Raw genomic sequence first — 24,899 nt, forward strand, 5'->3', positions numbered from 1 at the left:
TCCATAAAATGATATACTCATTTTGGACAGCTCTATTTTTGGGGGAAAATAGATTAGAGGAGGGGAGAGAATGGGAAAAATCATTTTTATTACAGGCGGGGTTCGAAGTGGTAAAAGTTCCTTTGCAGAAAGTGTGGCTGTAAAGTTTTTCGACCAAAACCAAAAAGGCCTCTATTATTTAGCTTCCGGTGTCCCCTTCGATGAAGAAATGAAAAGTCGAATAGTTCGACATCAAAAGGATCGAGAACGCTCGAAAAAGCCATGGTATACAATAGACGTAATTGATGACTTGCCTGTACAAAGGTTTCAAGAGAATGACATTGTATTATGGGATTGTATAACAACTTGGCTGAACAATATTTTATACAAGACCGAACATTTAAAAGAAGACCGATTACATAAAATCTATCATTGGATGCATCAGTTTCAACAGGCAATAACGCAATGGAAAGAAAATGGTGTTATCATCTTAATTGTTTCAAATGAAGTGCTTGATGAAGTACCATCTTCATTCAAAGAAGTCCAACTATATCGAAAACTCCTCGGAACTCTTCATCAATGGATTGTCTCAATTTGTGATGAAGCATATGAGTTGGATTATGGTATTCGCGTACGCAGAAAATAGGCGGTGTTTTTGTGAAAAATATTATTGTAGGGTTATTATTATCTCTTCAATTTTTTACTTCTTTCCCCATTCGGAAGACACTTCCAATGAATAATAAAACTGTTACAGCGATGTTTGGCACAATGCCTTTCATTAGCTTCTTTATGGGGGTAATCGTTGTACTTGTCATTCTACTGAATGATGTTTATTTCAATTTTACTCCACTTTTCTTAGCAATTATCATTGTCATTATCAATATTATGATGACGGGTGGGTTGCATCTCGATGGTTGGATCGATTTAAGCGATGCTTATTTTTCTTATAGAGATAAAGAAAAACGACTAGAAATATTAAGCGATTCCCGTATTGGAGCTTTTGGTGCTATTAATCTAGTGCTCATTGTTCTACTGAAAATCGGCATATTTTATGAGTATTTACATCAGCGCCCAACAAACTTTTATTTATTTTTTATCATCATACCTGTCTTATGTCGATTAGCAATATTGATTTATTTCAATCTGTCAGTAAATGTGAAGGAATCTGGATTGGCAGCCTACTTTAAAAAACATGTGAAGGCAAAATCGTTATGGATTTATATTGCGTGTTATATATTCATTATCCTCATAACAGGTTTTGTGTTAAATGAATATAAACTATTTGTTTTAACATTTAGCATGTTTGTGATGACTTGGATTTATCGGCATTGGACATATCGCCATTTTGGCGGAATGACGGGAGACTTGCTAGGTGCTTTATATGAAGGGATGGAATTGGCATTATGGGGAATGCTGTTACTGTTCATTTAATTCGGCATGAAAAAACGAAAGCGAATTTAGAGCGAAAATATATTGGATGGACGAATGAATCGATATACATACAAACAGCAAATTGTCAAGTACCGATTCATACTAAGGATGTATTTGGCAGTGACTTAAAGCGCTGCATAGAAACAGCGCAACTTTATTTCCCCGAGGCAAAATACCATCCTTTTTTTCAATTAAGGGAATTACATTTTGGAGATTTTGAAATGAAAACTTATGATGAATTAAAAGATAATCCAGCGTATCGGCAGTGGATTGATTCACCAGAGAAAGCTGCGCCACCAAATGGTGAATCTTTTGTTTCGTTTAAAGAACGGATTTTAAATTGTTTTCATCAAATCGTGAGCTGTGGTGGAGAATATGTGTTTGTTGTCCACGGTGGTGTCATTCGTGTTATCCTATCGAAATTTCAAAAAGAGAAAAGTTTTCAAGATGTTATTGCACAGCATCGGATGATTTATACCCTATGTTGGGATGATATTGAATCTTTGAAAGGGGGAAGAGAATGCAATCAGTTATTGGAGGCGCCTATAATGGTAAACGAAAATTTGTAAGTAACATGTTAAAAGAAATAGGTGCGAATCGCTGTTATTTTTATGAAGGCGAAATACCGGAAGGCCCTTTTACAAAAGATGAATACGTTATTATAGGTAGTTTTGAAAAAATGATTTTGCTCGTCCCGGATTTATCGGAAGATGAAATCGTATCACAAATAATGGGGAAATTAATGAATTTAGATTATAAGACAAACCTAATTTGTATTTGTACGGATATCGGACGTGGAATAGTGCCGCTTTCAAAAGAGGATCGTCATTTGAGAGATACTTGTGGTAGATTGTATCAACAACTTTTTGAGAAAAGTGAGAAAGTCATTCGCGTTTGGTATGGTATTCCTGAGATATTAAAAGAGGAAAATTAACCAACCGTTCTTAAGTTCTACGTATCGAGTGAATGATTTTAGTAGATACTGTATCATTTACCAAATAAGCTTGTAATTAACAATACTACATGTTACAATGAAACACGAAAACACAATATATAGCATTTCGTTTATTAGGTTCTACTATATATAGTAGATTAAAAGGGAAGTCAGTGAAAATCTGACGCTGTCCCCGCAACTGTAATTGCTGACGAAAAGTTCAAATCCACTGTACAAATTTGTATGGGAAGGGAACTTGGAGGATGAAGCATAAGCCAGGAGACCTGCCTAATAAACGTGAATTGCTCATTTCTTCGGGGGCTAGGAAATGGAAGCAAGACGGTCCATTTCCTAGTACCTGACTGTTTCCATTTCAAAGCCATACCGAAAAAGGTATGGCTTTTTTATTTTCATAAAAGAATGGTAGAAAGGGAGAAGGAAATGAAATTATATTCAAAAAAAGTTTGCCCAAAATGTTTGTTGATGAAATACGAATTAAATCAACTTGGTTATGAAGGGAAATATGAAGAAATTTTGATTGATAACAATGAAGAAGCGAAAGAAAAATTATTGAATGCTGGATTCCTTTCTGTCCCTGTAATCGAAATCGATGGAGAGCTAATGGATAACATAGAAAATATAAAAAAATTCATTAGCAGGATCACAGTATGATTGCTTATGCTTCTCGAACGGGCAACGTGCGTTTTATCGTTCATCAATTAGAATTACCCCACATTGAAATTCGCGATGATCTTATTTTGAATGAACCCTTCTTATTGTTCACCTATACCGATGGATTAGGCGAAGTACCACGAAACGTGGAAACGTTTTTACAACATAATGTTCGTTTCTGTAAGGGTGTTATTGCAAGTGGGAACTCGAATTTCGGCCATGCTTATTTTTGCCGTTCTGCTCATTTGATTAACGAAAGGTACGGAATTCCCATTGTTCAAAAGATAGAATTACGCGGATTTCAGAAAAATTATGATGCCATAATTGATTATTATAACAGAGTAATTCAAAAGGAGATTTAGTGATGAAAAGCTATTTAACTTTGAATAATGAAATTTTGAATCACTACCACCAAACAGGAAAAATTGATTTAGAGAAAGATCGAGAGGCTACTCGTCAATATTTTATCGAACATGTTAATCAGAAAATGCGGAAGTTTTCTAGTTTGGAAGAAAAGATTCGCTTTTTCATTGAAGAAGGATATTATGAGAAAGAATTTTTACAAAAATATTCTTTCGAATTTATAAATAAAATTTTTGACATTGCGTATTCTTATCGTTTTCGATTTCAGACATTTATGAGCGCGAGCAAATTTTTTGAAAGTTACGCAATGAAAAGTCGAGATGGAAAAGAAATTTTAGAAACTTATGAGGATCGGATGAGCATTATCGCCTTATATTTAGCGAATGGTGATGAATTGTTGGCAGAAAAAGCAATTCGTGCGATGATGGAGGCTTTTCAACCAGCAACACCAACCACACTGAATAGCGGTAAAAAAGCGCGTGGGGAATTGGTAAGTTGTTTTAAATTATCCATGGATGATTCGATGAATAGCATTGCAGAAAACCTCGGTTATTGTTTAGAACTCTCAAGGCTTGGCGGAGGGGTAGGGGTAAATTTAACGGATTTAAGACCTTTGGGTGATCCGATAAAAGGTATCGCCAATCGGGCAAGCGGTGTTATGCCCGTTGCAAAATTATTAGAAAATGCCTTTTCTTATTCCAATCAATTAGGACAACGGAATGGTTCAGGTGTTGCTTATTTAAATATTTTCCACGCGGATATTGAAGAATTTATTTCTTCTAAGAAGCCGAATGCCGACGAAAAAATTCGGTTACAAACTTTATCGACTGGTGTCATTATTCCAGATATATTTTTTGAACTGATGAAAAAAGATGAAGATATCGTTCTTTTTAGTCCTTATGATATTTATCGAGAATACGGAAAAAGAATGTCTGAAATAAGCATAACGGAAATGTACGGGGAGTTGTTGAACAACCCAAATATACGAAAGTTAAAGCAAATCAATGCTAGAAAACTATATACGGAAATCAAAAAGAGCCAATTCGAATCCGGATATCCTTTTGAAATATTTGATGATAATGTAAATAAACAACATCCACTAAAAAAACTTGGAAGAGTCAAAATGTCCAACCTCTGTACTGAAATTTTACAAGTTCAACAAACGAGCATCATTAATGATCAAGATACACCAAATGAATATGGATTAGACGTATCTTGCAATCTTGGATCATTAGATATTCACCATGCGACAAAGTTTCATCATTTTGAAGAGTTAGTAGATACAGCCATGCGTTTGTTAACACAAGTGTCTTTAATGACCAATATAAAAAACGTTCCATCTGTAAAAAAAGCAAACCAGATGATGCATTCTGTCGGATTAGGTGTTATGAATTTGCACGGACATCTTGTAACTCAAAATATATTATATGGTTCAAAAGAATCAATTGAATTTATCGATTACTTTATGGAAGCATTGAACTTCTTTTCATTAAAAGCATCGATGCTACTTGCGAAAGAAAAAGGTGAAACTTTTTACGGATTTGAAATAAGCGAATATGCAAATGGTCATTATTTTGAAAAGTACGTGAATAAATTGGAAAAGGAACCTAGTGAATTGGTGAAAAAAGCTTTAGGTAATGTTCCAATCATTACAAAAGAAATGTGGAGAAAATTGAAAGAAGATGTAATGAAATACGGATTATTTAATGCTTATCGGTTAGCAATCGCACCAACCGGCTCGATTTCTTACGTTCGTTCTTGCACGGCATCCATTGCACCCATTACTGAGCGAGTAGAGATACGAGATTATGCAGATAGCCGCACGATTTATCCGATGCCATTTTTAAATAATGACAATCAACATTTATACGTAGAAGCATATGACATGAATGTCTATAAAATCATTGATTTATATGTCGCTGCACAAAAGCATGTTGATCAAGGTATCTCAATGACTTTATATGTAACAGACAAGTGGACGACGGAACAATTAGCGAAAGCCTATATTTATGCTTGGATGCGAGGAATCAAAACGGTCTATTATGTACGCCAACGATTACAATCACTGGAGGAATGTGTAGCATGTACAATTTAACATACGAAGCAGTCAATTGGAATCAGTCAGCAAGCAGTCTTGCTAAAATTTTTTGGGATCAACAATGGAAACAAATGTGGTTTCCAGAAGAAATTGCAGTTTCAAAGGATATTCAACAATGGAGAAATTTTGAGCATCAAGAAACATACAAAAAAGTGTTTGGTGGACTGACGCTGCTCGATACAATTCAAACAAATATCGGGATGAATGAAATAGCAAAATACAATCCCAATTTACAAGAAAAAGCTGTATTAACGGTATTTGGTGCCTTTGAAGCCATTCATGCGAAATCCTATTCGTATATTTTTACAACCCTTTGTCATAACGACGAAATCGAAGAAATTTTTCAATGGGTAAAAAAGAATCAACAATTACAATATAAGGCTTCAAAAATTGCCAATATATATTCGTCTATTAAGGAAAATGATTTAGTCAGCCTATGGAAAGCAATGTTTGCTTCCGTCATGCTCGAATCCTTTTTATTTTATTCTGGTTTTTTCTATCCGCTTTATTTAGGGGGACAAGGCATTTTAAGGAACAGCGCGGAGGTGATCTCGCTAATATTGAGGGACGAATCCATTCATGGGGTGGCTGTTGGAATATTCGCACAAAACATTTTTAATCAATTTTCTAAAGAACAACAAGATGAATTAAAAAATTGGGGCTATGAATTATTGCTAGATTTATATGATAATGAATTGCGTTATACAGATGAAATTTATCGAGGAACAGGTTTGGAAGATGAGGTGAAGGCATATATCCGCTATAATGGGAATAAAGCATTAATGAATTTAGGGTTCGATACAATGTTTCCTGAAGAAGAAATTCATCCAATTGTGATGAATGGAATACGAAATGAAGGTTCCACATATGATTTCTTTTCTCAAAAGGGTTCCACATATGCCTTAGCAAAAGTAGAGCCTATCACGGATGAAACGTTCCATTTTGATATTTTACTAGATGATTGAGGGCTATAAATTGCAGTTCGAATAAAATCATGTTCTAATAATTACAATGATTTTCAAAAATAAAAAAGGAGTTTTGTTTATATGTATACAGTTACTAATCGAATAAAAGTGAAAAAAGGCTTGGCAAAAAAGATGGCACCACTCTTCACGCAACCTGGTCCATTATTAACGTTTAAAGGATTTCGTAAAGTAGAAGTACTCGTAAGTACACAATTTGAAGACTACGATGAAATGAACGTCGTTATGTATTGGGATTCACTGGAAGAATTTGAGGCGTGGAGAGCAAGTGATGCATTTAAAGAAGCTCATAAACGTCCAAGCGGTAATAGCGAAGAAGCCCCTACAATCGAAAATGTAATCGTCATTTCTGAAGTTGTCTCAACATTAGAAAACAATTAATGATTAAATAGGAAAGAGGGTGTCTAGAAAGCCGAAAACTTTCTGGACACCCTCGCTTCTAATTTATAGACCTTTGCTCCTGAAGTAGTCGAAACAAGATTGTACTATCCTCGTTTCAATTTTTCTTTTGCTAACCGTTCACGATGTTTATTATATACTTTGTATGCTTCATCAATTGCATTTCTTATCATTCGATCAAATGAATTAGTAGAATGCAGTTGTTTCACAGCTGCCTTTACAAACTTCGATTGATCTTCTAAAAAGGATTGAATTTCATCTTCTGATCCTAAATGAGCATCAAAATAGATACGTTTTTTATTTCTTTCAATCATATATGTTAAATCATGTTTGATCATCACGCGTAAAATCCATTCGTTTAATCCTGTAGCTAGTTGGAGTGACATGATATAATATAATAGTTCTGGGCGATTTTCACGGAACTTTAATTGGTTAAAATGTACATTGTCTTGAAGAGCATTTAGTATAACGAAATTCGAGGAGTAGTATAAGGTTTTCTCAGCTGAGTGAATGATATTGTATTTATTGGGCAGCAATAAAAGCCAAATATTGAAGGCGATAATCCAAGCATCGATGGTATTTAATGCGCCTTCTTTAACTAGATAATTGAATTGGCTATTTTGTTTCGCTAAATCAATAAATTTGTCTACATGATATTGCTCAATATATAGTATGCTTCGTTCTACTGTAATTTCCCTATACATTCCAAACACCCCTTTGCTAAGAATGTTGTTTTGTATTCACCCAGTCAAAACAAGACATTTTTAACCAACTCTACTAATAGTTTATCGTTTAAAAACTATTTTTCCAAATCATATTTCAAAAATCAGACAAATTTTAAAAAAATAATAAGAAAGATTTATGTTATCGACAAAATTTTTGATAAATTTCAGTTATTTTTAGTAAATGAAACATACTATTTTTAAATAGAAATTAAGAATAAAATAATATTTTGGAAAAAAGATTTGGGAATGAATCGTTGTAGGTAAGGGAAACTTGAGGAGGAAATAGAATGCAATCGTTATATACATTCAAACATATTGAACCGAAAATTAATATTAAACAAAGTCCAGCTATTTTTTTATTTCATGGATTAGGAAGCGATGAAGAAGATTTATTACAAATCATAGGTGAAATAAAAGAAGTTTGCCATGTCTTTAGTTTAAGGGGACCAATCAGTCATGATCCAGGTTATGCCTTCTATACTTTTGTAGAGGAAGGAAAGCCTATTCAACCTGTTTTTGATAAAGTGATTGCTGTTACAAGAGATTTTATTTTACAAGCAATTAAAGAATATCAATTAGATCCGGCGAAGATATGTATTGCAGGATTTAATCAAGGAGCAGTCATCGCACAAACATTATGCATCGTGATGGGAAATCAAATTAAAGCATGTGCATCAATGTCAGGGTTTTTACCAGATTTTGTGAAAGAACAATATCACAAAAATAAAATGGATGAAACGAAAGTATTCATTTCTCACGGGGAGTATGATTACGATTTTCCAATTATGTGGAGTGAAAAAAGTAAAGAATTTTTTGAGCAACATGGAGCGAAAGTTGTTTATAAAACCTATCCTGTAGGACACGGCGTTTCGCCAGAAAATATGAGAGATTTTGTTCATTTTATATTGGAAGAAATTAAATGAGGTTGGGACAAATCTAAAAAAACATCATTTTCTCCTTGGAGAAAATGATGTTTTTTTGATATGTTATTAAAATTGATTTCCGTTCCGGGGACGCTTTTCCGCGGGCCCGGCTCGAGCCCAATGTCATCAACTTAAGATTACATTTAATGGAAGTTTATTTGAAAATTAATCTTTAATTTAACATTCACAAAAATAGGTAAAAGGACTCTTGTATTTTATAAAAAACCACCAAAATCGTTTTAGATACCAATTTTTGGTTAATAAAACGAGGATGGTGGTTTTTTTGAAAACGAAAAGTACTTTTTTAGGCGCAATTGAGATTACTCGAAAGATGCTGAATGATGTGATGTTTATGCTTGAATCTCGGACAAAAGAAACGTATTTTACACGAAAAGAAAAGAAGTTAAATTTTAAAAATACTATTCTATTTAGCTTAAACTTTGTTAAAAAGAGCCTCCAAATTGAACTTGACGACTTTTTCGACAAATTTAATTTATCAGAAATTAGTATTTCCAAACAAGGCTATTCAGCCGCACGAAAAAAGATTTCTCCTCTCGCTTTTGTAAAACTTACAAAAGCGATTGTGAATTGGTATTATGAAGAAAATTCCTTTAAAACTTATCGTGGATTTAGACTTTGCGCAATCGATGGAAGTGTGCTCCAAATCCCTGATACTGAGGAGCTTCGAAATTATTTTGGGTATGGAAAAAATCATAAGACAAGTTATGCAAGAGCTAGTGCCTCTTGTATTTACGATCTTGAGAATGGAATCATTATTACTTCTAGAATCAATCCATATAAGGTAGCTGAGCGAGATAGTGCAAAGGATATGATTGAAGAACTCGTACAAATTGGATTAAAAAATGATCTTTTTTTATTTGATCGAGGGTATCCATCGAGAGATTTTATTGCCTATTTAGATGCCCTTGGTATCAAATATGTGATGCGATGTCAAAAAAATACGATAAAGGAAATTGTCGAAGCGAAAGATGCTGATCAAAACATTCATATAATACATAGGAAACAAGTGATTACTGCTCGTGTAGTTAGATTCCCACTGGATTCTGGCACGGAAGAAATACTTGTCACAAATTTAACCGAGGAAGAGTTTGGTATCTCTGAGTTTAAATCTCTTTATTTTAAACGCTGGGGAATTGAAACAGAATATAATGATGTGAAAAATAAAATCGAAATAGAAAATTTCACGGGTAGTTCGAAAATCGCAATTGAACAAGATTTCTATGCATCAATATATTTATCGAATATGGTCAGTTTATTGAGAAATGATGCCAATGAAACAATTAATGAGGAGAGTAAGAAAAAAAGACGAAAACATGATTATCAAGTAAACACAAATATCTTAATAGGAAAATTAAAAGATAGGATGGTTCACTTATTATTAGAAGATTGTCCAATCAAAAGAGAGAGAATGTTTACAAAAATCATGAAAGTGATTATAAGAAATAAGACACCTATTCGATCTGGGAGAAGCTACCCACGAAGGAATGGTCTGTCCTCAACAAAGTATCCCCTAAACCAAAAAAGGTGTCTATAAACAATACATAGGATAAATATAACCTATTTGTTTATTAAATGTAAATAAATTAGGGGCTTAAAAAAATAAAAATTTAAGCCCCGGGCATCCTATTGCCTTTTTTAGCCGATTTTAGAAAATTATCAACACTTTGTAGGTTGAATAGTATTTTTAAAAGTAGACAGCTAGATGGTTGCCTACTAACTGTAAATTATTGGTTGTATAAGTTTCTGACATTGGGCTCGAGCCTCCTCTGATTCATTCCTTCACTCCTGCGGTGTCTCGAGAGGGATCGTCGCAGGAAAGCTTTGAATTTACTTCCTTGAACTTGCTTCGCTTTGCGACTAAGCGTGCGCGACAGAAACTTGCCCCGTCACTACAATCAATTTTTCGTTATATCCATTTTTTATCAAAACTCTTTCAACTGCCCCTTTAATTTTTTGTTTATGTCCCAGCCTCATTTTGAATTGATTAATTTTTCAGCTTCTACAATCGGCATTGGTTTATGGAAATAATAACCTTGACCTGTATGGCAACCAATTTGTACAAGGGTTTTATATTGTTCCAACGTTTCGATCCCTTCCGCTACCGCATGCATGTTTAAACTTTTTGCAAGTTGAACAATTGATTTTACGATTGCATACATACCTGAATCATGTATTTCATTAATAAACGATTTATCAATTTTAATTTCTGAAAAAGGCAGCCGTTGTAGATAACTTAATGACGAGAATCCGACTCCAAAATCATCAATCGAACTCTCATAGCCATGTTCCTTTAATTTTAATAAGATGTTCTTTGCTTTTTCAAAATCAAATAATTCAAAGTTCTCAGTAACTTCGATTTTAATAAATTTTGGGTCAATTTGATATTGGCGGACAAGGGTTAATAAATCATCTGCAAAAGAATCATGATAAAAGTGTACAGGTGATACATTGATGGATACAGGATACAATTGATGGCCTTGCTTCTTTCTTTCCCATTGCCATCGTAATACTTTTTCAAAAATAGCATGATCGATATCCCTAATTTTTCCGCTATGTTCGGCTATCGAGATAAATTCAGCCGGCGAAACATTTCCAAGTACAGGAGAATACCATCTCGCAAGAGCCTCGAATCCAATAATTTCCTTTGTCAATAAATGGACTTTTGGTTGCAAATAAACGGAAAATTCATCATTTTTTAATCCAGTTGTTAATTCGTTTAATACGTTCAGTTCTCTTTGTATTTGTTGATCGGTTTCTTTTTCAAAATGGGAAATGACAGTTCCTATTTTTTTTCTTGATTTTGTGATAGCAATATTTGCTTGCCGTATACTTTCATCAATCGACAGTTGTTGGTGAAAATAACTAACGCCAATTTTTAATGATATAAACATTTCCCTTCCATTTACATCAAAAGGTTGGGAAGTGCATTTAATGATCTTATGAATGAAATCATCTACTTTATTAACAGGAATGACGCTCCCTAAAATAAAAGTAGAATTTGAAAAACGACTGAAATTCGTTCGGCTTTTTTGAGTAATCATTTCAATGCGATGAACGATTTGTTTAATTAAACGGTCGCCAACTTTGCGCCCATACATATCGACTATGGAAGTATATTCTCCTGGCTGTATTAATAAAATGACTCCTTCAACACCGTTTTGAATCCACTCGTTTAATTTTTTATGAAAATAATGGTAATTTGGAATTCCTATATTTATATCATAATAAGCTAATTGTTTTAATAGGTTTTTTTGTTTAAAATGTTTGACTGTCAAGGCGATAATAGGGGACAGTTTATTTAAAAAATCAATATCCGATTGTTTCAAATATAAATTTTTTTGAATATAGATCGTAAATGTGCCAATCATCTTTTTTTCGTTGTCGACAATTGGCTTTGACCAGCAATACTGAATGTTATAGGTTGAAATAATTTTCCGTAATTTTTCATGATCCTCTTGTGAGCGAATGGATTGTATATAAGATAAATCTTTCATATAAATTGCATTTTCACTATTACCCGTCGTTGGACTAACTTCCATTCCGACGAGGTTCTCTATCCAACTCAAGGGTATCGTGGGACTGGCAATAGCCTTTAAAGTACCATCTTTTTGAAGAACATGTATAGCACAATAAACTTGTCTAATATAATTTTTTTCTACCTGTGCGGTAATTCGTTGAAGTATATCTTCTAGTTTACTATCCTTTCCTAATTCGACATATACTTCATGTTCAATTTTGTGAAGCATTTTTTCCAACATTTCGGAAGTAATATCTTTGCATTGAATAAGCACAAAGGTTGTTTCTTTCTTGGAGTTTTGAATTGGTTGAATACTAAGCTGGTTCCAAAAAGCAGTACCATCTTTTTTGTAATGAATCATTGTTGTTTCATAGGTGAGCTTATTTAATATATGAAACTCCAGATCTTGTTCGGTTTCGGGAAGGGTATTTGGACCGCATAAACATGAAATATGCTTGTTAAATAATTCAGCCATATCATAACCAGTTAATTGGGCAAATGGTTGATTGTAATACTTAATGGAAAGTGGTTGCCGTTTTAAATCAATGATTATAATTGGTTGTTGAAGTTGTTCACCTATCGTGTATAAATATAAATATAAATCATCATTTGTTAGGTCGATTAGTTCTTGTTTAAACATATACTTCCCACCGAATTTTGATAATACTGTAAAGTAATTATAACAAAAGTATTTATTGACATGCATTAATAATTTTTTGAAATAATGATAGTGTTTTATGTTTAATTTGTCGTATTTTTGGCAGAAGAGAATGGTATTTGAAAAGTTGAAATGGTTTTTCTAAAAATTGTTATTTTTTAATAAAATTGTGGGTTTATGCATTTTATTTTGAATAAGTCATTAAAAAAATGTAGTACAAACCTTGTGATGGTTAGTACTACTAGAGTAAATTTTCATTACATTTTCTGTTGTAAATAAATATCGTATAAGTAATAAAGGTTTTCTGCTCCTTTTTCATCCACTAACAATTCTTCATTTAATTTCATGCTGACCGTTGTTTCATTTGAATTTAGCAGTCCATCTATAAATACTAATTCAATAAAAATTTTACCGCTCTTTGAGAGTTTTTCTTTTACATCATCCGTAAGCTGTAATTGTTCAAATAATGGTTCCTTCCATGTACCTTTTACTAGCAAAATATGCTTATTATGATTTTTTTCATATTCCCATTGGACATCACGTAGAATAGTTTTAAATAATTCGTCAACTGTAAATAATTCGTCTTTATATTCAATCTCATACTCACGCAAAGTATATGCATCGATTGTTAGACCGCTTTTTGCTTTTTCTGCTTGTGTATGGATGCCAGAAACTGCCTCCTTTATGTCGCTGACGGAACTTTTGCAACCTATTAATAGAAACATAGCAAGTAGTAATACAACAGAAATATGTATGTTTCTCATTATAAAACCTCCTAGTGTTCAAACTATTGGCTATTTTCATCATAGCGAAAAAATTCATCGTTGTATTAGGAGATTTTAGAAAATTCCTTTACATTTCTTGTTTTTCAACTTTAATAGAAGGGAAGTTTTCATGAAAATCAATGATGAACTGCTGGAAAAATTAGGAGTGTATTTTGTATATCATGATATTTATAATCGATATGGAATTACTTTTGAAACATTTGTTGAACGTTGGGTGAGGGGAACATTAGAGATTTAAAACGAATAGCGTTCACAAAAAAATCGCTAGACGATGTCACAATTAGGTTGGACAAGTCTAGCGATTGAAATGTGGCTAAAAATGACGCTCAATCCATTCGTTTGCTTCTTTCCAATTATGAACTCGAATCACGTTGGAAGGTATAACTTTACGATTGTATGGCGTGTCAAATAACAGTACGGGAATTTGGAGTTCTTCTGCAAGTATCACCGCATTATCATGTTTATCTTCAAAAAAAACATCTACGCGATACTTTTTTGCAGCTTCCAATTTATCATGACTACCTATTAATTCAATATGATCATAAGGTACTTGATGCTGTTCAAACCATTTTTTCGTCACATCATATAAATGCAAGTCTCGAGCGGAAATATAATACAATTCATATTGTTTATGCCAGTTGTTTAAGATTTGTTGAGCATCGTTTGCAATTTTGCTTACTGAATATAAATAAGGTTCATTTTCTTTAAACCAACGAGCAAACTCGTTTCGATCAACCGGATGGGGGAATGCGCTTAAAAAATCATATTCGATGACATCATCAAGTACGATGTTTGTATTGTATTGTTTATTTATATGTGGAATCAGCGTATCAGGAGTCGTTACTGTTCCATCAATATCAATACCGAAACGAGGCTTATTTTGCTTCATATGGACCCCCTAAGATTCAATTTGTTTTTTGTTCTCGTTCTGCTAACATTTCTGCAGCTAATTTATCGATTTCTTTTTTCAATTCTTCTACCATTGTTTCTTCTGGTACTTTTCGTACGGTTTTACCCTTCATAAAGAGTAATCCTTCTCCTCGAGCACCTGCGATTCCGATGTCTGCTTCTCTCGCTTCTCCCGGCCCGTTTACCGCACAGCCTAATACCGCTACTTTCAATGGTACATTCAGTTTTGAAATATACTCTTCTATTTCGTTAGCAATGGAAATTAAATCGATTTCGATTCGACCACATGTTGGACATGAAACTAAAGTAGCCATGTTTGATGCAAGACCAAATGCTTTCAATAATTCTCGAGCTACTTTTACTTCTTCTACTGGATCAGCAGAAAGAGAAATACGTAATGTATTGCCGATTCCTTTGGATAAAAGAGCACCTAAACCAGCAGCGGATTTAATTGTACCGGAAAAGAGCGTTCCAGATTCTGTAATACCTAAGTGCAATGGATAATCAAATGCACGTGCAGCTTTTTCGTAAGCTTCGATAGCAAGATTTACATCAGAAGCTTTCATCGACACGATAATATCATGGAAATCTAAATCTTCCAGTATTTTAATATGATGTAAAGCAGATTCAACCATTCCATCTGCAGTAGGATAGCCATATTTTTCTAATATATGGCGTTCTAAGGAACCTGCATTAACACCAATTCGAATTGGAACACCTCTTTCTTTTGCCGCATTCACTACGGCTTCAACCTTCTCGCGACGACCAATATTTCCGGGATTAATGCGTACTTTATCGATACCGTTTTCTATAGCCATCAAGGCAAGTTTATAGTTAAAATGAATATCCGCTACTAAAGGGATATGGATGCGTTTCTTTATTTCAGGAATCGCCGCTGCAGCTCGTTCATCTGGAACAGCAACACGTACTAGCTGACACCCTGCTTCTTCTAATCGTAAAATTTCAGCAACAGTAGCTTCCACATCGTGAGTTTTCGTTGTACACATACTTTGGATGATTAGTTCGTTACTACCGCCGATTGTTAAATTGCCGACACGTACTGGACGTGTTTTCGAACGATGAATAATTTCACTCATCAATAACTCTCTCCTTCTTGAGGTACTTTTTCCGTACCTTCACTTCCATTATTTTAGCAGTGTAAAATAGTGTCGACAAGGAAGAAACACGTTTTTTTATTTTTTACATTCATGGTTATTTGAGTAAATCGGTATTTTGATTAATTCACCTGGTGCTATGACTTGATTTTTTATATGTGGATTAAATTTATAAAAATCCGCCATTCGTTCTGGTACTGAAATTCTTTCATCTGTTGGATATTGGGCGAGTAACCCTTGTACAGTATCCCCTTCTTTTGTAATAACAGGTACTGTTTTTACAGCTAGTTGTTCATTGCATTGGCCAACGCTTTCAGAAAACGCGATTAATGGTACTGTTCCTTCAGTTAAATCTATTTTAATGACCGTAACGATTATGATGATGATAGATGTTAATAGAAAAAATCTCATATAAAAACCCTCCTTGCTCCACTATATGAAGCAAGGAAGGATTCAGAACTTCTTTTTTTCTATTTTTGGATATTTTAGTGATGCAATTGTTAATAGAATGATGGTAATGATGGCATTAACAACTGTTCCAAACCAACTAGATATATTCATAAATGAAAATAGGATAGATAGTAGTGTTGACCATGTAATCGCTAATGCGGTCGTTCTCCACATATGTCGATATTCCCCGCGACGATTGAATATTTTTAATAATAATGTTCCGATGGCTGCGTAAATGGTAATTCTCACAAATAATAAAACGGTAGAAGTTAAGAGTAATAAAAGAAGTGCAAAAGGATAGAGCAGCCATTGAATATCAGCAACATATTGTTGCAACCCTTCAAATTGAATAGTAGTTTTCGATACCCCTGTTAAAAATTGTATAAACGAAAAAATCGTAACAATCGCAATTAGAATAAATACATATTGAATTACTTTACCGATTGTTAATAGTCGATAAGCAGCTAGCTTGTTTGGTTGAAACAGGCTGTGTATGAATATTTGTAAATGAGTAACCATTTTCTTCTCCTCCATTGAGAGTTTATCATGAAATGAAGAAAAGAAAAAACATACAAAAACATTTTATTGAAACTTTTTGCAAACCTGTCCGTAAACTGTATCATGGAGGGAAGAACTTGGAAATCATTGCTTGGTTGCTCATTATTATTTGTTTTATCGTGGCTTTTGTAGGATTAGTTTATCCAATCATTCCATCGGTATTATTTATACTATTAGGATTTATCGTTTATGGTTTGTTTTTCTCCTTTGCAGAACTTTTATGGTGGTTTTGGATCATCGAGATTCTTTTCGTTATTTTATTGTTTGTGGCGGATACTTTAGCGAATCTGATTGGCGTGAAAAAGTTTGGCGGAACGAAGGCTGGACTTTGGGGCAGCACGATTGGTTTATTAGCAGGACCATTTATCATACCATTTCTGGGCATTATTATCGGGCCATTTATAGGTGCAGTAATTGGGGAAATGCTAGTTGCGAAAAAAGAATTTAGCCAAGCGGTTCGAGCTGGTATTGGCTCGCTTGTTGGCTTCTTAACATCTGTTGCAACAAAAACGATGATCCAATTAGTGATGATTATTGTTTTTGTAATTGCAATCGCATAATATGTTTTTTGTATAAAAAATCATCTAAAAGGAAATAGTGAGTTTGGTTGAAATATCAGTGTGTCACTGGTAAAAGACAAACAATGGATTGATTTCAGCCAAAAGTATGAAAATCACTTAGAAAGAGCTAAATCATTGAATGACTACCTCTATTTTGATAATCTTATAGAGGTAGGAAATTACTGATTTATACAAAGGAGGAAATTCTAATGGCATTCGAATTACCAAAATTACCTTATGCTTACGATGCTTTAGAACCACACATTGATGCACAAACAATGGAGATCCATCATACAAGACACCACAATACGTATGTAACAAATTTAAACGCTGCTGTAGAAGGTACTGAATACGCTGATAAAGATTTAATTGAACTTATTTCAAATATCAATGCTCTTCCAGCTGATAAACAAACTGCAGTTCGCAATAATGGTGGCGGACATGCAAACCACTCATTATTCTGGGAAATTTTAACACCTGGAGGTTCAAAAACTCCAACTGGTGAGTTAGCTTCTGCAATTGATGCGAAATTCGGTAGCTTCGATGCATTTAAAGAAGAGTTTGCAAAAGCTGCTGCTGGCCGCTTCGGTTCTGGATGGGCTTGGTTAGTAGTAGATAACGGTGAATTAAAAATCACTTCTACGCCAAACCAAGATTCTCCATACATGGAAGGCCAAACACCAATCCTTGGATTAGACGTTTGGGAACACGCTTATTACTTAAAATATCAAAACCGTCGTCCTGACTACATTGCTGCATTCTGGAATGTAGTAAACTGGGACGTTGTAGCAGAAAAATACGCTGCAGCAAAATAATTAACTTTAAAAAATGAGGAAAGCCTAAACATAGGTTTTCCTTTTTTTATTTTTGAAAAGATTATCGGTAAGTTTGACCGCGCCTAGATATTAAATTTCATTCACTAAATTTCATCGTTGTTTGAACCTTGGAAAAAATGAAATGGTTGACGTTAGTTGCGTATGGACTTACATCATTGATAAACTCTTCTACCTTGGAAAAGCTTTCAAATTGTAGTTTAAGCATAAAGCATGCTTTTATTAATATACGGTAACAAAACTCCACATTTGGAATACCTTCTATAAAATTTTTAAAAGATTTATTGTCTCCGTTTTTAACGGTTGCTTCTACTATACATTGGATAGAAGAGAACTGGATAAGAAGAGAATTTAAAGTAAGAGGCGAATCATTTGGGTTCGTTTTTTTTTTTACTATTTCAATGATGTAATTATTAGTGATTCCTATTCCAGTATAAAATAATGGGTTTGTGACAAATTAAGTCCAATGGAGGTGACTACATTGTCAAAGAAGAAAAGAAATCAATTAGATCGGGAAGAGTATGGATATGGATATGATTTAAGTCCCGATGATTTAGATGTGATAGGTCAAAATGAAAAAGCTAAAAAAGAAAATCAAAATGAAAATAAACGTAAACCCTCTAGTAAGCAAAATCCTTCTATCTTAAATGAGTAATCAATATTAGCAAAAATTCGCAAGCTTTCCGAATAAACAGTCTGCACTGTTATCATGATGGAACTTGCGAATTTTTTCTTATTGATTCGATTATTTTCGATAAATCGTTCTAAAATCCCTTATTTTTTCTTAAAGTATAGCAATGAAAAATAAGGGAGAGAGAAAATGGAAATTGATGGTGTTTTTTCAGGTGGTGGAATAAAAGCTTTTGCGTTTGTTGGCGCTTATCAAGTTTTGAGTGAGAAGGGTTTTACTTTTAAAAGAGTAGCAGGAACGAGTGCTGGTTCAATTGTAGCTGCATTTATCGCGGCAGGGTTTACCGTAAAAGAGATTGAAAAGGCATTGGAAGAATTAGATACAAAATCGCTTCTTGATCCACCCAAATTTTCAAAAACTCTTCCTTTTATAAAATGGCTGAATTTATATTTTCGATTAGGATTGTACAAAGGAAAAGCGCTAGAAAGATGGTTGTACAAAAAACTAGCAGAAAAAGATGTGTATGCATTTGGGGATTTGCCAAAGGATTCGTTGAAAGTTGTCACTTCCGATTTAACGAATGGTCGCATAATTGTTATACCTGATGACTTGCATTTATATGGAAAGGACTGGAGAGATTTTTCTGTCGCAAAAGCGTTGAGAATGAGTTGTGGTATTCCTTTTTTCTTTGAGCCGGTCATGTTAAGTAATGGAAAAGGACATTCCGTATTCGTCGACGGTGGTGTATTAAGCAATTTTCCATTATGGATTTATGATAACGGTAAAAGAAAAAGGCCATTACTAGGATTAAAACTAAGCAGACCAGAAGGAGAAATTCCACCACAGATAATTGATAATGGGTTAAATTTATTTGAAGCATTATTTAAGTCGATGATGAATGCCCACGATAATCGATATATCTCAAGAAAACACGAAAAAAATATTATCTTCATTCCTGTTGAACAATATAGTGCTACACAATTTGATTTAGATGATGATGCAAAAGAGCAATTAATTCAATTGGGAAGAGCAAGAACTGAAGAATTTTTAAAAAATTGGCGACCCGTTATTTAACAATCACATATTTTTAAGAATTTATGAAATACTAAAATTTAAAAGGTCAAATGGAGTGGTTGCAATGCCAAAAACAGATAAAGAAATTGCTGAAAAAATATTAAATAATCAGTTAATTGGAACAATGGCTACCATTGAAGGAGATAAACCTCACACTCGCTATATGACGTTTTATAACGATAATTTCACTTTGTATACGGTTACGAGCAAAAATACCCATAAAGTTGAAGAACTTTCGAAAAATCCATACACACATATTTTAATTGGTTATGATGGGAAAGGATTTGGCGATGCCTATTTAGAAATAGAAGGAAAAGCGGAAGTTTCATCCGATGAAGGAATGAAAGAAAAAGTGTGGAACAAAGTATTAAGATTTTGGTTCGATGGTCCAGATGATCCGAATATGGTAGTTTTAAAAATCGTTCCTTCTCAAATTCGCATCATGAATTCGAAAGGAAACGATCCGAAAATTATTCAATTTTAATTGATAGAACTATTGCTGATAGTCCTATCAATTTGAAAAAATAATATTTACTAAGTTAACAACATAAAAATGTTTGACGGCTTAGGCTTCATAATGTAGGAAGCTTGAGTCGTTTTCTATTTTATAGAAAAAGTTGATCAACGTTTATTTATTGATGTTTTTTAATTTTTATTAAACTAATCATCGAAGAATGTTTAATTTGAAAAATCCAAGTAATATCTTTATGTTAAAAAAGGAAACCTAAAAATAAAAAGAACCGTTACAAATCAAGAAGGGAATCTCCTTTTTTCTCAAACTTTAAAATGATATACTAAAGAGCATGTATGGGTTTTTTTGAAAGGGGGGGACATATGCGAAATGTAAAGAAAACAAACAATAAAGGAAACTCTCGTACCAGTCTTTCATTTCGAATGAACGTCCTGTTTATTTCGATTTTTGTTTTGTTCTCCATGCTCATTTTTCGCTTAGGTTATTTACAAATCGTAAAAGGAGAAGAATATGTTCGGGCAATAGAAAGAACGGAAGAAGTAGCGGTCAATACGAGTGTTCCTCGTGGAAGAATTTATGATCGATATGGAAGAATTCTCGTAGATAACGATCCGCAAAACGCCATTACATATACAAAGTTTCAATCAACGTCTCAAGAAGAAATGTTAGAAGTCGCTGAAAAATTGGCTATGCTAATTGAACAACCAACGAAACGAGTAACGCTTCGTGATAAGCAAGACTTTTGGATTTTAAAAAATACAGAAAAAGCCTATGCGAAAGTTTCGAAAGCAGAAGAGAAAAAAATAAAGGAAAAACATGAAGATGAGAAAAAGGCTCAAGCAGAAATCGACCAATTAGTGAGAGATCGAATTACCGAAGAAGAATTGGCGGAGCTAACGCCTTTTGATTTGGAAGTGTTAGCAATTTATCGTGAAATGTCTTCTGGATATTATTTGTCTCCACAAATTATTAAAAGTGAAAATGTATCCGATGAAGAGTTTGCACGTGTTTCTGAACGATTATATGAATTGCCAGGTGTCAATACGACGACCGATTGGAAAAGGGTGAAGTTAAGTTCCTTATCGGTATTAGGTAGAACAACAGTCCCTAGTAAGGGGATTCCAAAGTCTGAATTAAATTATTATTTAGCCCGTGGTTATTCCCGAAATGATCGGGTTGGAGAAAGTTATTTTGAATCGCAATATGAAGAATTACTTCAAGGCCATAAATCTGTTGTGAAAAATATTACGAACAAAAAAGGCGAAGTCATAGATATGATTACGACCTTTGAAGGGAAACCTGGGAATGATTTAGTAACAACGATCGATATTGAATTGCAAGCAGCTGCTGAAAAAATTGTTGAAGAGAAATTGCTGCAATTAAAATCGATGGGTGGATCTTCCTTATTGGATCGTGCCTTTTTCGTGATGATGAATCCGAATACTGGTGAAATACTAGCGATGGTTGGAAAGAAAATAGAAAAGGATCCAGAAACGGGAAAACCATATGTGATTGATTATTCTTACGGAACATTTACGACAGCTTATGAAGCCGGTTCAACGGTGAAAGCGGCTACTATATTAATGGGATATAAAGAGGGCGTTATAAAACCTGGTACAGTTTTAATTGACCAACCAATTAAGCTTGCAGGTACAAAATCGAAAAGTTCCATCTTCAACAGAGGTGGCCGCATTGCAATGAATGATTTAACAGCGTTAGAGCGTTCTTCAAACTCCTATATGTTCCAAATTGCTATGAAAATTGGTGGAGTAAACTATCGCTATAATATGGGGCTACAATTAAAAGAAGATGTTTTGAAAAAAATGAGAAATGGTTATGCTGAATTTGGTTTAGGTGTCAATACAGGAATTGATTTACCGAATGAATTTGCAGGATTCCAAGGGAACATGGATACTCCTGGTAAAATTCTAGACTTAGCAATCGGACAATTCGATACGTATACACCGATGCAATTGGTGCAATATATTTCAACGGTAGCAAACGGTGGATATCGAGTGCAGCCAAGACTATTAAAAGAAATTCGTGAACCATCTAAAGATGGAAAAACTTTAGGACCGTTAATTGAAGAAGTCCAACCGAAAATTTTGAATAGAATCTCAAATACTGAAGAAGAAATTAATCATGTAAAACAAGGGCTTCGCAGAGTATATATTGGCAGCCAAGGTACTGCCCGCGCTCAATTTGCAAATGCACCGTTTACAGCAGCAGGGAAAACAGGTACTGCGGAAGTAGTTTACTATGGTCCGATTCGAGAAAAATTTGGCACATTAACTCAAACAGTATCTCATGTTGGCTTTGCTCCATTTGAAAACCCTGAGGTTGCTTATGCTGTGGTGATTCCTTGGGTGACAACAAACTTCAGCCAATATATTTCACATAACAATCAAATTGCCCGAGAAGTATTGGATGTATACTTCGAATTGAAAAAGAAATATGCAAGTAGTAAAATCACTGACGAAACTGTGAAGAAAGAAATTTTACCTCCAACTACGAATGAAAAAATTGATGAGGATACAGAAGAACAAGTTGTAAATGAATAATAAATTTCAACAACAATTCAAAAAGCAACATTTTCTCCCAAGAGAAGATGTTGCTTTAAATTATGTTAATTACTATTTCAATCTAAGTAAATGTTGAACATTCGCTTATTGAGCGGTATAACCTCCATCTAACACAACTGCTTGCCCTGTAATTCCTTTAGCGGCATCGCTAGCTAAGAAAAGCGCTAAGGAAGCAATCTCATCTACCGAAATTAGCCGCTTTTGAGGAACTAAAGGGTAAAGGACTTCTTCTAACACATTTTCAACTGCTATATTGCGAGTTTTCGCCAAATCTTCAAATTGTCCTCGAACTAAAGCTGTATCTACATAGCCTGGACATATCGCGTTCACAGTTATTTGATGCGGTGCTGTTTCTAATGCGGCTACTTTTGTTAGACCAATTACACCGTGTTTTGCAGAATTGTATGCTGACTTTCCAGCAAATCCAATTAAACCATTGATCGAAGCGATATTGATGATTCTGCCGAATTGATTCTTTTTCATATGTGGAATCGCATATTTCATCGTAATAAATGGGGCAGTCAACATAATTTTAATCATTAATTCAAATTTTTCGGTAGGGAAATCTTCAATGAACGCTACATGTTGTATGCCTGCATTGTTTATTAAAATGTCAATCGAACCGTATTTTTCAACAGTGAAATCAATTGCCTGTTTAATTTGTTCTTCGCTCGTTACATCACAGACAACACTTGAAACATTATCAGGTAAGTCCTTTAATGCTTGATCTAATTTTTCTTGATGAATATCCGAAATGACGACATTTGCACCCGCTTCAGCAAAGTTTTTTGCGATTTTAAATCCAATTCCCTGTGCACTTCCTGTAACAAAAAGTGTTTTTCCTTTCATGTTTGGACCTCCAACATTATTTTTATAAACCTAAAGAGAATAGAATGATTGCTAGAATAGTTCCGAGTAACGGAATAATGACTGTTAAAGCACCCATTGCTGGATAAGCATCTTTATGCGATTCTTGTGCAATGGCAGTGATGGTTGTAACAACGTAACCACTATGTGGCAATGTGTCTAACGATCCAGAAGCAATGGCAACAACACGGTGCAATTGTTCCGGATTGACCCCCATATCTAAGTAATGTGGTGCAATTAACGGTAAAGCGATAGATTGACCGCCAGAAGATGAACCAGTCAGACCTGCTAATACAGCAACAGCAATAGCACCACCGATAAGTGGACTGCCAGGGATGCTTGTCATATAGTCAACCGTCGTTAAAAAGGCTTCTGTTTGTTTTACAACGCCGCCGTAACCAACCACAGCTGCTGTATTCGCAATGGCAATCACGGCTCCCAGTGCACCTTCTGCAATTGCTTTATCACGATTTTGCATATACTTGAAGCTAATAAGATAAGTTGTAATAATTCCACCTAGTAGAGCGATGATTAATGCCGATGTTCCTAACTTTTCATGGAAAATAAACGAAAACCCGAGCACAACGATTAATGGCAAAAGACTAAGTAAAGGACTAGGAAGTGCACGATTTTCCCCTTTATCTAGGTTATCTGCTTCTTTTGCAACAAATTTTTCACCTTTCGCAACAGCACGATTGACCATCCATTTTAGCCAAAAATACCCTGCGACAGCCATAAAGATGGCCACAATTAAGCTAACTTGCCACCCAGCATAAGGCGTCGTCCCCAAATATTGAATAGGAATCCAGTTTTGAATCTCCGGTGAACCAGCAGAAGTCATCGTAAACGTTACTGATCCCAATGCCAAAGCAGCAGGGATGAATCTTCTTGGTAAATTGGCTTCTTTAAATAGGCTTAATGCCATTGGGAATACGGAGAAGGCAACAATGAATAAACTAACACCACCATAAGTAAGAACAGCACATGCAAAAACAACTGCTAAAATGGCATGTTTAGCACCGATTTTTTCGATAATCCATTTTGAAACGCTATCTGCAGCACCGCTATCTTCCATCACCTTTCCGAATATTGCTCCCGCTAAGAACATGAGCCACCAAGAACTAATGAATCCCGTAAATCCGCCCATATAACTTGTAATAAAATCAGGATCTCCTTCAGTAGCTAATTGTGGGAAAATTGTAATACCGCTTAATATTGCCGCTATAAATGCTGCGAAAGGGGCTGCAATCAGCAAGTTTACGCCTCTCATCGTCAAATAAATCATTAATGCTAAACTACCTAGAAGCGCAATAAATCCTAATACCATAAAAAACCTCCCTTTTGTAAAATTCTAGAATTC

At 34.4% G+C, this 24,899-nt stretch carries 28 protein-coding genes and 1 riboswitch; of the genes, 18 read left to right on the forward strand and 10 right to left on the reverse strand.

Annotated features, from left to right (window positions below):
- The first annotated feature begins 70 nt into the window (after positions 1 to 70).
- From NSU17_RS15190 to NSU17_RS15230, 9 genes are all read left to right on the forward strand, one after another.
- The gene (locus NSU17_RS15190; protein ID WP_340705420.1) at positions 71 to 625 is read left to right on the forward strand and encodes a bifunctional adenosylcobinamide kinase/adenosylcobinamide-phosphate guanylyltransferase; all 555 of its coding nucleotides are present in this window, start codon (positions 71 to 73) and stop codon (positions 623 to 625) included.
- A gap of 11 nt (positions 626 to 636) precedes the next feature.
- On the forward strand, positions 637 to 1,410 hold the full coding sequence (gene cobS / locus NSU17_RS15195) for an adenosylcobinamide-GDP ribazoletransferase (protein ID WP_340705421.1): 774 nt from the start codon (positions 637 to 639) through the stop codon (positions 1,408 to 1,410).
- On the forward strand, positions 1,383 to 1,979 hold the full coding sequence (locus tag NSU17_RS15200) for a histidine phosphatase family protein (RefSeq protein ID WP_016838988.1): 597 nt from the start codon (positions 1,383 to 1,385) through the stop codon (positions 1,977 to 1,979). Before cobS ends, NSU17_RS15200 begins: the two co-directional genes overlap by 28 nt.
- Positions 1,931 to 2,344: a bifunctional adenosylcobinamide kinase/adenosylcobinamide-phosphate guanylyltransferase gene (locus NSU17_RS15205; RefSeq protein ID WP_016838987.1), complete on the forward strand. Its 414-nt coding sequence runs from the start codon at positions 1,931 to 1,933 to the stop codon at positions 2,342 to 2,344. The genes NSU17_RS15200 and NSU17_RS15205 overlap by 49 nt, the downstream gene beginning before the upstream one ends.
- A gap of 119 nt (positions 2,345 to 2,463) precedes the next feature.
- A riboswitch (cobalamin riboswitch) is annotated at positions 2,464 to 2,650 on the forward strand.
- A gap of 135 nt (positions 2,651 to 2,785) precedes the next feature.
- On the forward strand, positions 2,786 to 3,016 hold the full coding sequence (locus tag NSU17_RS15210) for a glutaredoxin family protein (RefSeq protein ID WP_340436008.1): 231 nt from the start codon (positions 2,786 to 2,788) through the stop codon (positions 3,014 to 3,016).
- Positions 3,013 to 3,378 (forward strand): class Ib ribonucleoside-diphosphate reductase assembly flavoprotein NrdI, encoded by a 366-nt coding sequence (nrdI, locus tag NSU17_RS15215; RefSeq protein WP_340436011.1) that lies wholly within the window; start codon positions 3,013 to 3,015, stop codon positions 3,376 to 3,378. Before NSU17_RS15210 ends, nrdI begins: the two co-directional genes overlap by 4 nt.
- Positions 3,379 to 3,380: 2 nt before the next feature.
- Positions 3,381 to 5,474: a class 1b ribonucleoside-diphosphate reductase subunit alpha gene (gene nrdE, locus NSU17_RS15220; protein ID WP_340705422.1), complete on the forward strand. Its 2,094-nt coding sequence runs from the start codon at positions 3,381 to 3,383 to the stop codon at positions 5,472 to 5,474.
- A complete protein-coding gene (gene nrdF / locus NSU17_RS15225) occupies positions 5,462 to 6,442 on the forward strand; it encodes a class 1b ribonucleoside-diphosphate reductase subunit beta (RefSeq protein WP_340705423.1) in 981 nt (326 codons plus the stop codon). Before nrdE ends, nrdF begins: the two co-directional genes overlap by 13 nt.
- Positions 6,443 to 6,523: 81 nt before the next feature.
- Positions 6,524 to 6,841, forward strand: coding sequence for a heme oxygenase (locus tag NSU17_RS15230; RefSeq protein WP_339288422.1), 318 nt, complete (start codon positions 6,524 to 6,526; stop codon positions 6,839 to 6,841).
- Between the two features lie 104 nt (positions 6,842 to 6,945).
- Here NSU17_RS15230 and NSU17_RS15235 read toward each other — a convergent pair whose 3' ends face one another.
- Entirely contained in the window at positions 6,946 to 7,563 is a 618-nt protein-coding gene (locus NSU17_RS15235; RefSeq protein ID WP_340436018.1) for a hypothetical protein, read from the reverse strand.
- A gap of 308 nt (positions 7,564 to 7,871) precedes the next feature.
- On the opposite strand from NSU17_RS15235, the gene NSU17_RS15240 reads away from it, so the two are divergent.
- Both NSU17_RS15240 and NSU17_RS15245 read left to right on the forward strand, forming a co-directional pair.
- On the forward strand, positions 7,872 to 8,507 hold the full coding sequence (locus NSU17_RS15240; RefSeq protein ID WP_340705424.1) for an alpha/beta hydrolase: 636 nt from the start codon (positions 7,872 to 7,874) through the stop codon (positions 8,505 to 8,507).
- A gap of 274 nt (positions 8,508 to 8,781) precedes the next feature.
- On the forward strand, positions 8,782 to 10,062 hold the full coding sequence (locus tag NSU17_RS15245; RefSeq protein WP_340705481.1) for an IS4 family transposase: 1,281 nt from the start codon (positions 8,782 to 8,784) through the stop codon (positions 10,060 to 10,062).
- A gap of 436 nt (positions 10,063 to 10,498) precedes the next feature.
- Here the strand turns inward: NSU17_RS15245 and NSU17_RS15250 are convergent, their stop codons facing one another.
- Positions 10,499 to 12,685: an EAL domain-containing protein gene (locus NSU17_RS15250; protein ID WP_340705425.1), complete on the reverse strand. Its 2,187-nt coding sequence runs from the start codon at positions 12,683 to 12,685 to the stop codon at positions 10,499 to 10,501.
- 275 nt (positions 12,686 to 12,960) lie between these two features.
- Entirely contained in the window at positions 12,961 to 13,467 is a 507-nt protein-coding gene (locus NSU17_RS15255; protein ID WP_096551159.1) for a hypothetical protein, read from the reverse strand.
- A 130-nt stretch (positions 13,468 to 13,597) separates the two neighbouring features.
- On the opposite strand from NSU17_RS15255, the gene NSU17_RS15260 reads away from it, so the two are divergent.
- Positions 13,598 to 13,726, forward strand: a complete 129-nt coding sequence (locus NSU17_RS15260; RefSeq protein ID WP_016838977.1) for a hypothetical protein — start codon at positions 13,598 to 13,600, stop codon at positions 13,724 to 13,726.
- A gap of 75 nt (positions 13,727 to 13,801) precedes the next feature.
- On the opposite strand, the gene NSU17_RS15265 is transcribed toward NSU17_RS15260, so the two are convergent.
- The 4 genes from NSU17_RS15265 to NSU17_RS15280 all read right to left on the reverse strand — a co-directional run bounded on the left by NSU17_RS15265 (position 13,802) and on the right by NSU17_RS15280 (position 16,481).
- Positions 13,802 to 14,377 (reverse strand): 5' nucleotidase, NT5C type, encoded by a 576-nt coding sequence (locus NSU17_RS15265; protein ID WP_016838976.1) that lies wholly within the window; start codon positions 14,375 to 14,377, stop codon positions 13,802 to 13,804.
- A 16-nt stretch (positions 14,378 to 14,393) separates the two neighbouring features.
- Positions 14,394 to 15,494 carry a flavodoxin-dependent (E)-4-hydroxy-3-methylbut-2-enyl-diphosphate synthase gene (gene ispG / locus NSU17_RS15270; protein ID WP_096551157.1) on the reverse strand — a complete coding sequence of 367 codons (1,101 nt, stop codon included), beginning with the start codon at positions 15,492 to 15,494 and terminating at the stop codon, positions 14,394 to 14,396.
- Positions 15,495 to 15,590: 96 nt separating this feature from the next.
- Positions 15,591 to 15,923, reverse strand: coding sequence for a hypothetical protein (locus tag NSU17_RS15275; protein WP_340705426.1), 333 nt, complete (start codon positions 15,921 to 15,923; stop codon positions 15,591 to 15,593).
- A 42-nt stretch (positions 15,924 to 15,965) separates the two neighbouring features.
- Positions 15,966 to 16,481, reverse strand: coding sequence for a DUF1189 family protein (locus tag NSU17_RS15280; protein ID WP_340705427.1), 516 nt, complete (start codon positions 16,479 to 16,481; stop codon positions 15,966 to 15,968).
- Between the two features lie 116 nt (positions 16,482 to 16,597).
- Here NSU17_RS15280 and NSU17_RS15285 point away from each other — a divergent pair, with 116 nt between their 5' ends.
- Together NSU17_RS15285 and NSU17_RS15290 are read left to right on the forward strand one after the other, a co-directional pair.
- Positions 16,598 to 17,080 carry a DUF456 domain-containing protein gene (locus NSU17_RS15285; RefSeq protein ID WP_340705428.1) on the forward strand — a complete coding sequence of 161 codons (483 nt, stop codon included), beginning with the start codon at positions 16,598 to 16,600 and terminating at the stop codon, positions 17,078 to 17,080.
- 209 nt (positions 17,081 to 17,289) lie between these two features.
- A complete protein-coding gene (locus tag NSU17_RS15290) occupies positions 17,290 to 17,895 on the forward strand; it encodes a superoxide dismutase (RefSeq protein WP_016838971.1) in 606 nt (201 codons plus the stop codon).
- Between the two features lie 97 nt (positions 17,896 to 17,992).
- Here the strand turns inward: NSU17_RS15290 and NSU17_RS15295 are convergent, their stop codons facing one another.
- Positions 17,993 to 18,340 carry an Lrp/AsnC ligand binding domain-containing protein gene (locus NSU17_RS15295; protein ID WP_340705525.1) on the reverse strand — a complete coding sequence of 116 codons (348 nt, stop codon included), beginning with the start codon at positions 18,338 to 18,340 and terminating at the stop codon, positions 17,993 to 17,995.
- Between the two features lie 39 nt (positions 18,341 to 18,379).
- Here NSU17_RS15295 and NSU17_RS15300 point away from each other — a divergent pair, with 39 nt between their 5' ends.
- The 4 genes from NSU17_RS15300 (at position 18,380) to NSU17_RS15315 (ending at position 22,651) form a co-directional block, all read left to right on the forward strand.
- A complete protein-coding gene (locus tag NSU17_RS15300) occupies positions 18,380 to 18,568 on the forward strand; it encodes a hypothetical protein (RefSeq protein ID WP_172597866.1) in 189 nt (62 codons plus the stop codon).
- A 165-nt stretch (positions 18,569 to 18,733) separates the two neighbouring features.
- Complete coding sequence (locus tag NSU17_RS15305) at positions 18,734 to 19,618, forward strand: patatin-like phospholipase family protein (protein ID WP_340705429.1); 885 nt, start codon at positions 18,734 to 18,736, stop codon at positions 19,616 to 19,618.
- Positions 19,619 to 19,682: 64 nt separating this feature from the next.
- A complete protein-coding gene (locus tag NSU17_RS15310) occupies positions 19,683 to 20,102 on the forward strand; it encodes a pyridoxamine 5'-phosphate oxidase family protein (protein ID WP_096551145.1) in 420 nt (139 codons plus the stop codon).
- A 350-nt stretch (positions 20,103 to 20,452) separates the two neighbouring features.
- Complete coding sequence (locus tag NSU17_RS15315) at positions 20,453 to 22,651, forward strand: penicillin-binding transpeptidase domain-containing protein (protein WP_340705430.1); 2,199 nt, start codon at positions 20,453 to 20,455, stop codon at positions 22,649 to 22,651.
- A gap of 105 nt (positions 22,652 to 22,756) precedes the next feature.
- Here the strand turns inward: NSU17_RS15315 and NSU17_RS15320 are convergent, their stop codons facing one another.
- A complete protein-coding gene (locus NSU17_RS15320) occupies positions 22,757 to 23,521 on the reverse strand; it encodes a 3-hydroxybutyrate dehydrogenase (protein ID WP_340705431.1) in 765 nt (254 codons plus the stop codon).
- A 22-nt stretch (positions 23,522 to 23,543) separates the two neighbouring features.
- Positions 23,544 to 24,866: a GntP family permease gene (locus NSU17_RS15325; protein WP_340705432.1), complete on the reverse strand. Its 1,323-nt coding sequence runs from the start codon at positions 24,864 to 24,866 to the stop codon at positions 23,544 to 23,546.
- Positions 24,867 to 24,899: the final 33 nt, after the last annotated feature.

It is taken from the genome of Ureibacillus sp. FSL K6-2830, assembly GCF_038004145.1.
GTDB lineage: Bacteria > Bacillota > Bacilli > Bacillales_A > Planococcaceae > Ureibacillus > Ureibacillus thermosphaericus.